The sequence below is a fragment of the Kibdelosporangium philippinense genome, from assembly GCF_021390435.2.
Taxonomy (GTDB): Bacteria; Actinomycetota; Actinomycetes; order Mycobacteriales; family Pseudonocardiaceae; genus Kibdelosporangium; species Kibdelosporangium philippinense.
Genome location: NZ_JAJVCN010000004.1, coordinates 1,004,010 through 1,017,450, shown reverse-complemented (window position 1 = coordinate 1,017,450; position 13,441 = coordinate 1,004,010). Strand labels below are relative to the sequence as shown.

16 protein-coding genes are annotated in these 13,441 nt (G+C 64.0%); 10 read left to right on the top strand and 6 right to left on the bottom strand.

Annotated elements, in window-relative coordinates; translation table 11 throughout:
* Window positions 1–129 precede the first annotated feature (129 nt).
* Both LWC34_RS47650 and LWC34_RS47645 read right to left on the bottom strand, forming a co-directional pair.
* Window positions 130–870: an isocitrate lyase/PEP mutase family protein gene (locus LWC34_RS47650; protein WP_233732244.1), complete on the bottom strand. Its 741-nt coding sequence runs from the start codon at window positions 868–870 to the stop codon at window positions 130–132.
* Window positions 867–1,331, bottom strand: coding sequence for a carboxymuconolactone decarboxylase family protein (locus tag LWC34_RS47645; RefSeq protein WP_233732243.1), 465 nt, complete (start codon window positions 1,329–1,331; stop codon window positions 867–869). The genes LWC34_RS47650 and LWC34_RS47645 overlap by 4 nt, the downstream gene beginning before the upstream one ends.
* Window positions 1,332–1,466: 135 nt before the next feature.
* Here LWC34_RS47645 and LWC34_RS47640 point away from each other — a divergent pair, with 135 nt between their 5' ends.
* Window positions 1,467–1,874, top strand: coding sequence for a VOC family protein (locus LWC34_RS47640; RefSeq protein ID WP_233732241.1), 408 nt, complete (start codon window positions 1,467–1,469; stop codon window positions 1,872–1,874).
* On the opposite strand, the gene LWC34_RS47635 is transcribed toward LWC34_RS47640, so the two are convergent.
* Complete coding sequence (locus LWC34_RS47635; protein ID WP_233732240.1) at window positions 1,861–2,022, bottom strand: hypothetical protein; 162 nt, start codon at window positions 2,020–2,022, stop codon at window positions 1,861–1,863. The genes LWC34_RS47640 and LWC34_RS47635 overlap by 14 nt on opposite strands.
* 91 nt (window positions 2,023–2,113) lie before the next feature.
* Between LWC34_RS47635 and LWC34_RS47630 the strand changes: the two genes are divergently transcribed.
* On the top strand, window positions 2,114–2,935 hold the full coding sequence (locus LWC34_RS47630) for an NAD(P)H-binding protein (protein WP_233732239.1): 822 nt from the start codon (window positions 2,114–2,116) through the stop codon (window positions 2,933–2,935).
* 491 nt (window positions 2,936–3,426) lie between these two features.
* On the opposite strand, the gene LWC34_RS47625 is transcribed toward LWC34_RS47630, so the two are convergent.
* Window positions 3,427–4,245, bottom strand: coding sequence for a hypothetical protein (locus LWC34_RS47625; RefSeq protein WP_233732237.1), 819 nt, complete (start codon window positions 4,243–4,245; stop codon window positions 3,427–3,429).
* A gap of 202 nt (window positions 4,246–4,447) precedes the next feature.
* Between LWC34_RS47625 and LWC34_RS47620 the strand changes: the two genes are divergently transcribed.
* The gene (locus LWC34_RS47620; protein ID WP_233732231.1) at window positions 4,448–4,822 is read left to right on the top strand and encodes a YccF domain-containing protein; all 375 of its coding nucleotides are present in this window, start codon (window positions 4,448–4,450) and stop codon (window positions 4,820–4,822) included.
* Here the strand turns inward: LWC34_RS47620 and LWC34_RS47615 are convergent.
* Window positions 4,764–5,090: a DUF6191 domain-containing protein gene (locus LWC34_RS47615; protein ID WP_233732229.1), complete on the bottom strand. Its 327-nt coding sequence runs from the start codon at window positions 5,088–5,090 to the stop codon at window positions 4,764–4,766. The two genes, LWC34_RS47620 and LWC34_RS47615, sit on opposite strands and share 59 nt — an antisense overlap.
* 39 nt (window positions 5,091–5,129) lie before the next feature.
* Window positions 5,130–5,954, bottom strand: coding sequence for an SAM-dependent methyltransferase (locus LWC34_RS47610; protein ID WP_233732224.1), 825 nt, complete (start codon window positions 5,952–5,954; stop codon window positions 5,130–5,132).
* A 140-nt stretch (window positions 5,955–6,094) separates the two neighbouring features.
* Here LWC34_RS47610 and LWC34_RS47605 point away from each other — a divergent pair, with 140 nt between their 5' ends.
* From LWC34_RS47605 to LWC34_RS47575, 7 genes are all read left to right on the top strand, one after another.
* Window positions 6,095–7,444, top strand: coding sequence for a cytochrome P450 (locus tag LWC34_RS47605; protein WP_250109476.1), 1,350 nt, complete (start codon window positions 6,095–6,097; stop codon window positions 7,442–7,444).
* Between the two features lie 31 nt (window positions 7,445–7,475).
* Complete coding sequence (locus tag LWC34_RS47600; protein WP_233732222.1) at window positions 7,476–8,495, top strand: alpha/beta hydrolase; 1,020 nt, start codon at window positions 7,476–7,478, stop codon at window positions 8,493–8,495.
* 95 nt (window positions 8,496–8,590) lie between these two features.
* On the top strand, window positions 8,591–9,736 hold the full coding sequence (locus LWC34_RS47595; protein ID WP_233732221.1) for a cytochrome P450: 1,146 nt from the start codon (window positions 8,591–8,593) through the stop codon (window positions 9,734–9,736).
* 16 nt (window positions 9,737–9,752) lie between these two features.
* A complete protein-coding gene (locus LWC34_RS47590) occupies window positions 9,753–10,871 on the top strand; it encodes an acyl-CoA dehydrogenase family protein (protein WP_233732208.1) in 1,119 nt (372 codons plus the stop codon).
* Window positions 10,864–11,268 carry an LLM class oxidoreductase gene (locus LWC34_RS47585; protein ID WP_233732205.1) on the top strand — a complete coding sequence of 135 codons (405 nt, stop codon included), beginning with the start codon at window positions 10,864–10,866 and terminating at the stop codon, window positions 11,266–11,268. The genes LWC34_RS47590 and LWC34_RS47585 overlap by 8 nt, the downstream gene beginning before the upstream one ends.
* Window positions 11,265–12,203, top strand: coding sequence for an NtaA/DmoA family FMN-dependent monooxygenase (locus tag LWC34_RS47580; RefSeq protein ID WP_233732203.1), 939 nt, complete (start codon window positions 11,265–11,267; stop codon window positions 12,201–12,203). Before LWC34_RS47585 ends, LWC34_RS47580 begins: the two co-directional genes overlap by 4 nt.
* 70 nt (window positions 12,204–12,273) lie before the next feature.
* Window positions 12,274–13,263, top strand: a complete 990-nt coding sequence (locus tag LWC34_RS47575) for an ABC transporter substrate-binding protein (protein ID WP_233732190.1) — start codon at window positions 12,274–12,276, stop codon at window positions 13,261–13,263.
* The last annotated feature ends 178 nt before the right edge of the window (window positions 13,264–13,441 follow it).

Here is a 13,441-nt window from a genome sequence, read left to right as displayed (position 1 = left end):
AGCGTGTCCCGCAATTGTGCGAAATACGTATGCCCCACGATCGGAGTACGTATGCCCCGGAAGAGGTAACCAGGCACTGCTGGCCGCTCACCCAACAATGCCTGCCGTGACCCGAAAGCGCCACCCCGATCAGTAAGGGCGTTCTCCTGCCGCGATCTGCGTCAGCTTCTCCTGCAGCTGTGTCTTCACGAAGTGGAACAGGCCAGGGCCGAGGGAGATCCGCGCAACCCCCAGCTGCGCGAGTCCCGCGAAGTCCGGGCCGTTGGGCAGGTAGACCGTGTTGACCGCGGCCGGAGCGACAGCTTCCGTGAACGTCCTCAGCACCTCGGTATCGCGGATCAAGATCGGGAAGACGCAGTCAGCGCCCGCGGCCAGGTACGCCCGCGCCCGCTCGATTCCCTCGTCCAGCACGGCTTTCTGGTCCTGCGCGGTGATGAACACGTCGACCCTGGCGTTGACAACCAGCTCAGAGAACGCGCCTTTCAGTGCCGCGATCCGGTCCGCCTGTTTGTTGGCCTCGACGAGACCGCCGTTCTCGAAGTCGGTGTCCTCGAAGTTGCAGCCCACCGCGCCGATATCGGACAGCCGCGTGCCCAAGACCGCCTCGGGCAGGCCGTAGCCGCCTTCGACGTCGATGGTCACCGGGACCGACACGGCACGGGTGATCCGGGCGAACGCCGCGAATGCCGTCTCGACCGGCGTGCCATGGTGGTCGGGGTACCCGAGGGACTCCGCGACGGCGGCGGAACCCGTTGCCACGACCGGGAATCCGGCCTGTTCGACGAGTTTCGCCGATGCGGCGTCCCAGACGTTCGGCAAGATCAACGGAGTTCCGGGCACGTGCAGTGCCCGCAAGGCTGACGTGCTCAAGCTGCCTCCTCAGGCAGGTTCGGACGACCGGGCACGTTCACCCGGTTGAATGAATTGATGACGACCGTGAGCCAGATGACGGCCTGGTACTGCGCCTCGTTGAAGACCTTCATCGCGCGCTGGTACAGCTCGTCGGAGACCTCGCGCGTGTCAGCCAGCCGGGTCATCACCTCGGTCAGCTCAAGGGCGACCCGTTCCTCCTCGGTGAACAGGTCCGTCTCGCGCCAGGCGTCGAGCACGAACAGCCTGCGCGTGTTCTCGCCATGCTTGATCGAGTCACGGGTGTGCATGTCCAGGCAGTAGGCGCACCCGTTGAGCTGCGACGCGCGAATCTTGATCAGTTCGAGCAGCAACTGGTCCACGCCAGCCTCGATACCGGCCTGCTCGACCGCCTGGCTCATCCCAAGCAGATGGTTGAAGGCTTTCGGGACACCCATCGTGGTTTGGATTCGCTCTGTCATGACACTGACGCTATCCGGAACTTGTCCACATCCGAGGTCCAGTTTTGCCGCGAGATCGTAGTCCAGTTTGGTTGCCGCAGGCGCCGCCAAGTGCGACGATGCTGACCTTCTTCCCCGTTGCGAAGGAGAGATCCGGTGGCTTCGAGACTCAACCCGTACATCAGCTACAACGGCGACGCCCGGCAGGCGATGGAATTCTACGCGAGCGTGCTCGGCGGAGAACTCGTGCTGAACACGTTCGGTGAGTTCGGCATGGCGGGCACGCCGCAGGAAAACCAGATCATGCACGGCCAACTGGAGACGCCGAAGGGCTACACCCTGATGGCGTCCGACACCCCGCCCGGCATGAACTACAACCCGGGCACCAACATCACCGTCAGCCTCAGCGGCGACGACGCCGACGACCTGCGCGGCTACTTCGAGGCGCTCGCCGAGGGCGGCACGGTCACCGTGCCGCTGGAGAAGCAGATGTGGGGCGACGAGTTCGGCTCGCTGGTGGACAAGTTCGGGATCAACTGGATGGTCAACATCACGAGCGGGTGAGCGGCGGCAACGGCAGCGGCACCCAGGGCAGGCCGTCGATGCTGACGGCGATGTGGTCCTTCTTGGCGGAGTAGGCGCACAGGCCGCGCTGTGACATGTCAGGGAAATGCTTGACGAGTTCGCCGAACCGGACGTCGTCCAGGAACACGCCGCGACCTTTGAGCCTTTTGACGACAGGTTGACCGTGTCATCCCAATTGAGGACGCGCCTTGGCCGAAATCGTCAATATTGTCTCGTTCATGACGATTTTGGTAACCGGCGCGACCGGCAACGTCGGCCGACCCCTTGTGGCACAACTACTTGCGGATGGACACGGTGTTCGTGCGCTGACCCGCGACCCCGCGTCGGCGAACCTGCCATCCTCAGTGGAGGCGGTCAAGGGCGAATTGACTGACGCGGCAAGCCTTACAGCGGCCTTCGACGGCGTGATGACCGCTCACATGATCAACTTCAACGGGGTCGACGGTTCACCATTGACCAATGGCGACGAGATCATGGCTGTGGCCAAGGCAGCGGGCACGAGCCGGGTGACCGTCCTCAAAGGCGAGTTGACCAAGAGCCCGCTGGAGGAAGCGGTCGAGGCCAGCGGTCTGGAATGGACAGCGCTCGCGCCGGGCGAGTTCATGTCCAACGCGCTTGACTGGGCGGACTCGATCCGTACCGAAGGTGTTGCCAGGGAAGGCTTTGGCTCCTTCCGAAGCGCGATGGTGCACGACGCCGACATCGCGGCCGTCGCCGCGGCCGCGCTGACCCGTTCGGGTCACTCCGGCAAGCAGTACATGGTGACCGGGCCGGAGTCGTTGACCCACGGGGAAAAGGTCCGCATCATCAGCCAGGTTCTCGGGCGTGAGATCACGTACATCGAGATGACCAAAGAGGAAGCGATAGCCAAGTGGCGCGGATGCGGCTATTCCGAGGAGTATGTCGCGTTCTTCCTTGACCTGATGGAGAATCCGGTCGAGGAAGCAACCGTCCCCCAGCCGACCGTGGAACTCGTGACCGGCAAGCCCGCAAGGCCTTTCGCCCAATGGGTGCGGGAAAACGCGGCGGCGTTCAGCTAGTGGTGTGTCCCGTAAGGTTGCCGCGTTTATTCGGCGGAGCCGGTGTCCGCTAGCGAGGATCGATCCGAGGTGGTCCGAGTGGCCCCGGATGCGGCATGTCCTCGGTGGAGAGTCGCCTTCTGCGTTGTCCCGTATTGGTCACGCTCGCGTCTGTTCGCGAGGGGCGTCTCACGCCAGTGCCAGGAGTTTCAGGAGTGGTGATCGGGCGTCGTTGGACCGGTGTTCAGGTCGGTGACCTGCACGTTTCCCTGGTGACACAGCGCGGAGGCCGTCATGGCCGCGGTCACCCTGGTGTCCTGCGGCGCCGTGCGGGCGGTAGGCCTGCGCGAGGGGAAGATTCGGTGCGTTCAACGCCGTCAAGGTGACCTTCACGGCATCAACATGGGGCACAGGTGTGGTAGGTGTGGCAGGTGTGACGCATGTGGCGATTGACCGTCTATTATGGACCGCCTGGAGGCTCGATTACCTGGTCAACGATTTGAGACGAGCCACTAGTGGTTGCGCCAGGACTTGCGGGCCGAGCGCACTTCTTTGCCGAGTCTGCCCGTCCATTTCACGAAACCGAGGACAGCTGCGCCGATGCCCCCTGCCACAAGCAGGAGCACCGGCCAGTTGTCCGACCACCACTGGCCGAACCGTTGTGGCGCCGAGGCGTTCACCTCGACCTTGGTGACAAACGTGCTTGTTTCCCACGCCGATCCCGTTGCCAGCTGCAGGCCACTCCGGTCAACGACGGCCGGTTGCAGCTCAAGCCTCAGTTCGCGACTGCCCGGTTGGGTCGCGCTGACGTGCCACGACCAGTTCAGCGAACCAACGGGGTTGAACTGGCGGGAAACCCAGTTGGGATTGTCCACCTGCATCGACGGGTCAACCACGATCCGGGCACTGAGCACGCATTTCACCGCGATGGCCTCGCTGCGTACTTCGGGCGCGGAGACCAGTTGTGAGGGTGGCGCCGGGATGTCGCGGATGTCGACCGCGGCGACGTAGACCGCGGATACGCCCAGCTCCATGGCGAAGGTCTTGGGGTAGACGACCTGGCCCAGCTTCCATTTCTCGACGCCTCGCTCGCAGTCGGCCATGAAGTCGGTGAGTAAGGGCGGCGAGCCAGTCGACGATGTGGGCGGCCTGGTCGGTTTGGGTGACCCGGCAGTTTGTGGCGCGGACGGCTGGCCTTCCGTGGGCTCGGTTGCCGGTGGCCTGGTTCCCACGGTCTGTGCGGGCGGGTCGGTAGACGAGCTGGGGTATCGCGTCTCGACAAAGTAGGCCATCACCACCGCCGCGACCGCGGTTGCGATGCTTGTCCCCACTAGCAGGAAGCGGAATGCCCGCCTGCCACTCCGTGCCCTTTCCACATTCTGTTGACGGAAACACCGGAAGCGTTGTTACGGCCGCACCCACACCGGTCTGATAACACACCCGAACGGACTAAGAGCCCGATGCGGCCCTAGCTCTCACCGACCAGGGCAGCCGAATCACGGGCTCACCGAAACCTCATGCCAGACTGGTGTCATGAAAACGCTGCTCAACGTCATCTGGCTGGTGCTTTGCGGCTTCTGGATGGCCGTCGGCTACGTGGTCGCCGGGATCGTGTGCTGCATCCTGATCATCACGATCCCGTTCGGGCTGGCGTCGTTCCGGATCGCGAACTACGCGCTGTGGCCGTTCGGGCGCACAATCGAACAGCGGCGCGAAGCTGGCGCCATGTCAGTGATCGGCAACGTGATCTGGTTCATCTTCGCGGGCTGGTGGCTTGCGCTCGGCCACCTGGTCACCGGGTTCCTGCTGTGCCTGACCATCATCGGGATTCCGCTTGGCATCGCGAACTTCAAGATGATCCCGATTTCCCTTGTTCCGCTGGGTTCGCAGATCGTTCCGTCCAGCTGACCGGGACCACGACGGTGCCCTTGGCCAAGTCCACCGCGGACGGCGGGGCACCTTGTGCGTCCTCTTCACGCAAGATCGCCACCGAGTCGCGGTGTTCCAGCTGCATCCGCTTCGAGCCGTAGAACACCGCGGTGAACTCGTTGATGTACGTCTCGGCCAGCGGCGTTCCGCTCTGTTTACGCCGCTTCTTCCTGATCAGCTCCCATGAGCCGACCAGGATCAGCAGCAACACAGCCGCTGGGCCGCTCAACGCCAGCGCGTTCTCCACGAGCGCCTAACGACCCAGCCACCGCGCCGGTTCCGAGAGCTACAGCTTCCTTCCTACGCCCGCATAAACTTGCTGGTTGAGCTCTGGGTTGTCGGCGATGTCGCCGGGGCCACGCGGGTGCCACAGGCCGCAGCCGACCAGACCGGGCTCGACCAGCTCGAATCCGTCGAACATCCGCAGCACCTGGTCGTAGGTCCGCGGGGTCAGCTGGTCCGCGCTGCGTGACTCGCGGATCTTTCCCTGCACCTCGGTGACCTGGTCTTCCCGCGTCTCGGCGGTCACGTGCGAAAGCGCCACATAGCTGCCCGCGGGCAATGCCTCGCGGTAGCGCGCGATCAGCGACCACGGGTCGTCCGCGTCCGGCACCCAGTGGATCATCATCACCAGCAGCATCCCGATCGGCTTGTCGAAATCGAGCAACCGCCGGGCCTGCGAGCTGTTCACGATGCTCTCCGGGTCGCGCATGTCCGCCCGCAGGACATCCGCATTGTCGTTGTTGCCGAGCATCAATTCACTGTGTGCCACCGCGATCGGGTCTTTGTCCACATACAACACGCGGGCTTCCGGGTTCGCGTGTTGCGCGACCACGTGCACGTTTCCGACCGTCGGAATACCGGAACCGATGTCGAGGAACTGCGTTATGCCTTCTTCGATCAGGAAACGCACTGCCCTGCCGAGGAACGCGCGATTGAGCCGGGCGATCTTCGCCGCGCCAGGCATCGCCTTTTCCGCCTGTTCGGCGACCATCCGGTCGACCGCGAAGTTGTGCGCACCACCCAACAGGAAGTCATAGGTCCGCGCCATGCTCGGCACCGAGGTGTCGACCTCGTCGGGAATCCAGTTCTGCGTCTGTTGTTCGGTCATCACCGCACCTCCCGCGTCAAAAGGCGACAGTGCACAGTACCGGGACCGGATACCCCCTGTGATTACCCGATCGGGTACTCGTCCTTGCGGCCGAATACCTCTACGGTGAGTGGTCGACTTGTCACGACCGCGAGGAGCGGATGTCCGTGAGTTCCCCCGGCACGCTGAGCGCCATGCCGGTCGCACCCGGGCGCTGGCCACTGCTCGGCCACACGCCTTCCTTACTGCGACAACGCTTCGGTTTCACGTCCTCGCTCGCGCAGCACGGTGATGTCGTCAAGGTCTACCTCGGCCCGTTGCCCGCGTACGCGGTCACCAGCCCCGCGCTCATCCACCAGATTCTTGTCACCGATGGAAAGAAGTTCGACAAGGGCATCTTGTTCGACCGGTTCCGGCCGTTCTTCGGCAACGGGATCGCCATGTCCAACGATCCGTTCCACGCCCGTCAACGCAGGCTGGTGCAACCCGCGTTCCACATCAACCGCATCGCGGACTACGCGGGCAAGATGTCCGAGGTCTCGGCGGCCATCGCGGACTCGTGGCGGCCCAACCAAGTGGTCGAGTTCGACCAGGCGATGCAGGAACTGTCCGTCACGATCGCCGGGCGCACGCTGTTCACCACCGAACTCGGTGGCGCGGCGATCGCCGAAGCACAGCGGTCGATGCCGGTCGTGATCAAACAAGGCATGATCCGCGCGCTGTCACCGGGTTTCGTCACCCATTTGCCGATTCCCGGCAACCGTCAGTTCGACCAGGCGATCGAGCGGTTGCGCGCGATCGTGCTCGCGGTCATCGCGGAAGGCCGTGAGCAGCAAGAAGATCGCGGTGACATCCTCTCGATGTTGTTGTCCGCGCGGGACGACGACACCGGCGAGCCAATGACCGACCAGCAGGTGTACGACGAGGTCGTCACCCTGCTGACCGGCGGGATCGAGACAACCGCGCTGGCGTTGTCCTGGTTCTTCCACGAAATCGCCAGGCATCCGCAGATCCAGGAACGCTGGCACGACGAGATCGACGCGCTCGGCGGTCGCCCTGTGACGTACGAGGACGTGCCGAAACTGACCTACACCAGCCAGATCTCCAAGGAAGTGCTGCGCCGCTACCCGATCTGGCTGCTGATGCGGCGCACCAACACCGATGTCGACCTCGACGGGACGGTCGTCCCACCGGCGACCGAGGTCGTGTTCAGCCCGCACGCGTTGCACCACGATCCACGGTTCTATCCGAACCCGTACCGGTTCGACCCGGATCGCTGGGACGCGGCCAAGACCCCACCACCGCCACCGGGCGCGTATGTGCCCTTCAGTGACGGTTCGCGCAAGTGCATCGGCAACCACTTCGCCCTCGCCGAGATGGCCATCGCGGCCGCGACCATCGGGTCGCGGTGGCGGATGGTTCCCGTGCCGGGCAGGCATGTGCGGATCAAGGTCACCGGTGCCGCGTACCCGAGTCAACTGCCCATGACGGCCGTCCCCCGGGTCGTCTGAGATCTCACTGTCCTAAGTGGAGGTATTTTCCGTGCGAGCACGGCGTCTCGTCCCCGCGTTGACCGCTGCCCTCACGGCCGCGCTCATCGGTTTCCCCGCGGCCCCCGCGACCGCCGCGACCACGTGCCGGGACGTGAACTTCCCGGTATCGCTGGCCGGTTCCGCGCAAACCATGTACGGCAAGCTCTGCGAGCCGACCGGCGCGGAGACCATCCAGGTCCTTGTCCCCGGCGCCTCGTACAACATGGCCTACTGGGACTTCCCGCACACGCCGGAAACCCGCTCGTTCCGGCTCGCCATGAACAAAGCCGGTTACGCCACCCTCACCCTCGACCGCCTCGGCAGCGGCCGCAGCAGCACGCCGCTCGCGGCCGCGCTGACCGCGTTCACCCAGGCAACCGTTGTGCACCAGGTGATCCAGAAGGTGCGCGCCGGTGACGGCGTATCCCAGTACGACAAGGTCATCCTCGGCGGGCACTCCGTCGGCTCGGCGATCTCGATCATCGAAGCCGGTACGTACAAGGATGTCGACGCGGTGCTGATCACCGGGTTGACGCATGGGGTGAACCTGCTCGGCGCGGTCCCGATCTTCGCATCGCTGATCCCGGCAGGACTTGACCCGAAGTTCGCCGACCGGGCACTGGACGTCGGGTACCTGACGACCATCGCGGGCACCAGGTTCGCCGACTTCCACATGCCGGGCCAGCGGGTCTCCGGCGTGCCGGAGGCCGACGAGGAGACCAAGGACGTGTTCGCGCCCGGCGAGGTCGTCGACACGCTGCTGCTCGGCGCGATCCTGCCGTACTCGAAGAAGATCGAGGTCCCGGTGATGCTGGCGATGGGCAAGGACCCGGCGTTCTGCGGCCTGCTCGCGGCTGACTGCACCAACGCGGACACACTGCGCCGCTCCGAGGCGGCGTACTACTCCCCCGCGGCCAACCTGAAGACGTACGTGGTCGGCAGCTACGGCCACTCGCTCAACTTCGCGCCGGACGCGCCGCTGTATCACGCGGCCGTCGTCAAGTGGGCCAATTCGGTAGTCGGCACCTGACACGTTCGCTATACCCCCGATTGAGCCTTTCCCTCGTGGCGCCGCTGTCGCGAGGGAAAAGTCTCCGGGACTGGTTCACTGACAGGCTCGAAGGCATGGACTTTCCGATGCCACGCACTTGTCCGTTCGACCCGGCCCCGGAACTGATGCGCAGACTTGCTGGCGAACCCGTTGCGCGCGTGCGACTGTGGGACGGCAGTACACCGTGGATGATCACCCGCTACGAGGATGTCCGGGCTGTCCTGTCCGATCCTCGCGTAAGCGTTGACCCGCATCATCCCGGTTTTCCGCACACCAACGCGATCAGCAAGGCACGTGACACCCGCATGCTGACGCTGATGCAGTTGGACGCGCCCGAGCACATCAGGCAACGCCGGTTGCTCACAGCGGACTTCACCGTCAAACGGATCGAGGCGATGCGGCCACGGATCCAGCAGATCGTCGACGAGCACGTCTCCCGGATCCTCGCGGGTCCGCAGCCCTTCGACCTGGTCGCGTCGCTGGCTTTGCCGGTCCCGTCGCTCGTGATCTGTGAGCTGCTCGGTGTTCCATACCATGACCGGGCGTATTTCCAAGATGTGGCAAGCAAACTGGTGATGAACGAGCCCGATCCGGCCGCCGCGCTCGCCGCGAGCGAGGAACTGAACGGCTATCTGGCTGTTTTGCCGCACAAGACAGGCGTTCTCGGCAGTTTGGCCGCGACCGGTATGCCGTCAAAAAAGATCGCCACAATCGGGCAGTTGTTGCTGATCGCGGGGCATGACACGACCGCCTGCATGATCAGCCTTGGTATCGCGGCCTTGTTGGCGAACCCTTCCCAGTGGCGCGCTGCTCGTGACCACGATGTGACGGAGGAGCTGTTGCGTTACCTCAGCATCACACACACCGAGGCGCGCCGCGTCGCGCGTGCCGATATCGAGGTGGGCGGGACCCTGATCAGGACAGGCGAGGGCATGGTGGTCGTCAAGGCGACCGCCAACCGGGATCCACAGGCTTTTCAGGACCCTGACACGCTCGATGTCAGGGGGGCGGCGCGGCATCATGTCGCCTTCGGCTACGGCGCACACCAATGCCTTGGCCAAGCGCTGGCCAGAGCGGAGTTGCAGGTGGTGTTCAGTACGGTTTCGCGCCGAATGCTCGGGCTGACGCTGGTCGAACCGCCTGAACTCACCGAAAACGCGATCTTCTACGGCGCCCGCAGGCTGCTGGCCACCTCCGGCCGTAAAATCGCGGGAAGCTGACCACGAGGAGTGACGAATGCATCCGCTTGGGCCACCGCCGGAAGAACAGCACTGGGTAGACACGGCGACTGAGCTCGCAGCGGAGTTCGCGAAGACCGCGGCCGCGTACGACGAAAGCACCGAGGTCCCCCGCGCGAATCTCGAAGCACTGCATGCCAGCGGACTCGACGCTGCCCTGCTGCCACGGGATTTCGGTGGGGAGAACCTCAGTTACCGCAGCTATGGCGAGATTGTCCGGTTGCTCGCGGCCGGATGTCCGTCCACCGCGTGTATCTGGGTCATGCACGTCGGCGCGGCCATGGGTCTTGTGGAAATGTCTTCGCCTGACTCAGCACGGTTCTACGCATCGGAGTACCTCGCTGGCCGCCGGTTCGCCAATGCCTTGTCCGAGCCGTCAGGAGGCAATCTTTTCCTTCTACCCCAACAGCATGCACAGCCTGCTGATGGCGGGTTCCGGCTGTCCGGCGCGAAACGGTTCACCTCGGGATGCGAGATCGCCGATCATTTCCTGGTGAACGTGCTGATCGACGACAAACCAACGTTCTTCGGCGCCGCAGCCGACGAGACGATCAAGTACCTGCCGATCGGCGACACGATGGGCCTGCGCGCCAACGGAAGCCGTCTGGTGGACTTCCGTGACACGCTCTTGCTCTCGGAGCGACGCTGCCCACCTTCGACAGGCCACCGTCCTAACCGGATCGGTGGCGGTATCGCGTTCTTGTCCCTCGGTGTGGCGGATGCCGCTATTGCCGCGTTGATCGAGCATGCTCGTTCACGCAAGATCCCTACCACTGGAGAGCCACTCGCCACCATGCAGTGGCTTCGGTTCGATCTGGCCGATGTGGATAGTCGCCTTGCGGCAGCGGGGATGTATGCGCGGCACATGACGTGGCTCGCCGACCAGAACTCCCTGGAGTTCAATCCGGCCACCCTACGCGCGAAGCTTCTGGCGAATCAGGTTGCCGTGGACGCGGCGCAGCTGGCTTTGAAAGCCGGTGGCGGGTCTGGATATTTGAGTACGTCGCCGATCCAACGGATCCTTCGGGACGCTTATGCGGGTTGGGTGATGGCGTACTCGGTCGAGGTGTGCCGTGACCGGATCAGCGCGATCCTCTTTGAGGAAGCCAATGCCTGAACGGATGCTGTTCAACGCCTTCACCATGTTCACGCCTTCACACCACACGCAGGGAATGTGGGCCGAACCGGACAGTACACAGCTGGCGTACAACTCGCCGGAGATGTGGATCGAGCTGGCGAAGCTGTGCGAACGCGGGATGTTCGACACGATCTTCTTCGCAGATGTCCTCGCGCCTTACGACACTTATCAGGGTTCACGGGACGCTGCGGTCTACGAGGGCATGCAGTTCCCGACCGGCGATCCGTCCGTACTGATTCCCTTACTGGCCCATCACACTTCACATCTTGGTTTCACTTTCACCCAGAACATCCTGCAGGAACATCCGTATCCATTCGCCCGCAAAATGTCTACTTTGGACCATCTGACGGCGGGCGAGTGGCGTGGAACATCGTGACGACCTTCCTGGCAGGCGCTGGCCGGAACCTCGGCCACGGCGGTCTGCCCGATCGCGACTCTCGATACGCCCGCGCGGAGGACTACGTCCAGGCCGTCTACAAGCTGTGGGAGCACAGCTGGGAAGACGATGCCGTTGTGCGCGACCGGGACCGACGGCAGTTCGCCGATCCTGCCAAGGTGCACGAGATCAACCATTCCGGTCCGTATTACACGGTGTACGGCCCACACTTGAGCGAGCCATCGCCACAACGGACGCCGCTGTTGTTCCAGGCCGGGATGTCACCAACCGGACGCTCGTTTGCCGGGCGCCATGCCGAGGCTCTGTTCATCAGGGCGACCACGCCTGCCGCGGCCGCTCAGGTCGTCGCCGACGTTCGCCGTGCCGCCGCGGGACGGGCCGTGCGGATCTTCGTTCCGCAGGCTTACGTTGTGGGCAGCACCGAGGAGGAGGCGCGCAGGCGTAGCGAGGAATTGCTTTCACGGCAGACGATCGAAGGCAATCTCGCCAGGATGAGCGTGTTCCTGCACCACGACTTCGCTTCCGATGGATCCTCGACTCCCGTGGGTGAGCTGCGGAAACGTCCTGGCATCGCGCAGCCGGTCCGGGACTTGCTCAACGCGACCGATCGGGATGACTGGACGCTCGGCGAGCTGATCCGGTGGATCGGTAACAAGCGTCTGGCAGGCACTCCTGAACAAATCGCCGACAGTATCGGCTCATGGCAAGCCGTGGGAGTGGACGGCATCAACCTGCAATACGTGGTGTCTCCGACGAGTTTCGCGGAGTTCGTCGACCATGTCGTCCCGGTTCTGCAAGCCCGTGGCTTGCTGCAGTCTTCTTACCGGCCAGGGACTTTGCGGGAAAAGTTCTTCCCCGGCAATGGGCCGCGCCTGCGACCTCCGCACCCTGCCCGTGGACAAATAACGCGATAGGGTTGTGGTCGCGTAACAAGATCCCTACAGTGGCCATCCGTAAACCCCCTTGCCACAGTCGGGAGAAGTAATGCGGCTGGCCGCCCTTGGCATCGTGACCGCCCTGCTCGCTTCGTTGACCGGCTGCGGCCTGCTCGGCGGCTCGTCGGACACCAACGCGGGCCCAACGGACAAGGTCGAGAAGTCCACGATCCGCCTCGGCCTGCTGCCAGTCGTGGACGTGGCGTCGGTGCATCTCGCCATCCAGGAGGGGTACTTCCAGCAGGAAGGCCTTGACGTCAAGCTGATCAACATCCAGGGCGCGGGTGCCGCGATCCCGAACCTGGTCAGCGACAAGTCGGACTTCGACATCGTCTTCGGAAACTACCTGTCCTTCTTCAACTCCCAAGCCAAAGGCATCGCACAGAACGTCGAAGGCCTGAAGTTCGTCGCGGACGGATACGTGGCCAAACCGAACACGTGGATGGTGCTGGCCGGGCCGAACTCGCCCGCGAAGAAGATCACCGACCTGCCTGACAAGAAGATCGCGGTGACGACCAAGCAAAGCCTGGCGGAAGTGAGCATCCGGTCAGCGCTGAAGGTCAACGACGTCGACGCCGACCGGGTCACCTTCGTCGAGATGCCGTACACGGACATGGGCGCGGCCCTCGCCGCCAACCGCGTCGACGCGGCGTTGCTCGCCGAGCCGTTCATCACGCAGGCTGGCAAGGATTACGGGGCCGTGCAGTTGTTCGACGCGGCGACCGGGCCTACGGCCGATCTTCCTATCGCGGGTTATGGCACGACAGGCCGGTTCGCCCGGGAAAACCCGAAGACCATCGCCGCCTTCCAACGGGCCTTCGCCAAGGGCCAGGAAGCCGCGGGCGCCGACCGGTCGAAGGTGGAGAAACTGCTTCCGGGTTACGCCAAGATCGATCCGCAGACCGCGGCCCTTGTGAACCTTGGCGGGTTCCCGACCAGGCTGGATGCCAACCGCCTGCAGCGAATCCCCGACCTGATGCTCGAGTTCGGCATGCTGCAGCAAAGGATCGACGCCAACACCATGATCCTCGCTGGTTGATCCTCGTGAGTGGTTATGCGTGTTCTAACCCGCATAACCACTCACGAGGGGTGGTAAGGTCTTTCGTGTGATTGTTGCTGGTTCGGTGGTGTGGCGCGGTCCGTCCGAGTAGACGGTCCGTTCGTTCCCCATCGGATCGAGCCGTCTTCGGACGGCCTTCTCCGCTTCTGCCGCCGAG

Coding starts and splice junctions, on each gene's coding strand:
- LWC34_RS47630 (WP_233732239.1), top strand. CDS start 2,114: ATGACGATTTTGGTAACCGGCGCGACCGGCAACGTCGGCCGACCCCTT.
- LWC34_RS47605 (WP_250109476.1), top strand. CDS start 6,095: ATGTCCGTGAGTTCCCCCGGCACGCTGAGCGCCATGCCGGTCGCACCC.
- LWC34_RS47590 (WP_233732208.1), top strand. CDS start 9,753: ATGCATCCGCTTGGGCCACCGCCGGAAGAACAGCACTGGGTAGACACG.
- LWC34_RS47585 (WP_233732205.1), top strand. CDS start 10,864: ATGCCTGAACGGATGCTGTTCAACGCCTTCACCATGTTCACGCCTTCA.
- LWC34_RS47610 (WP_233732224.1), bottom strand. CDS start 5,954: ATGACCGAACAACAGACGCAGAACTGGATTCCCGACGAGGTCGACACC.
- LWC34_RS47595 (WP_233732221.1), top strand. CDS start 8,591: ATGGACTTTCCGATGCCACGCACTTGTCCGTTCGACCCGGCCCCGGAA.
- LWC34_RS47575 (WP_233732190.1), top strand. CDS start 12,274: ATGCGGCTGGCCGCCCTTGGCATCGTGACCGCCCTGCTCGCTTCGTTG.
- LWC34_RS47645 (WP_233732243.1), bottom strand. CDS start 1,331: ATGACAGAGCGAATCCAAACCACGATGGGTGTCCCGAAAGCCTTCAAC.
- LWC34_RS47620 (WP_233732231.1), top strand. CDS start 4,448: ATGAAAACGCTGCTCAACGTCATCTGGCTGGTGCTTTGCGGCTTCTGG.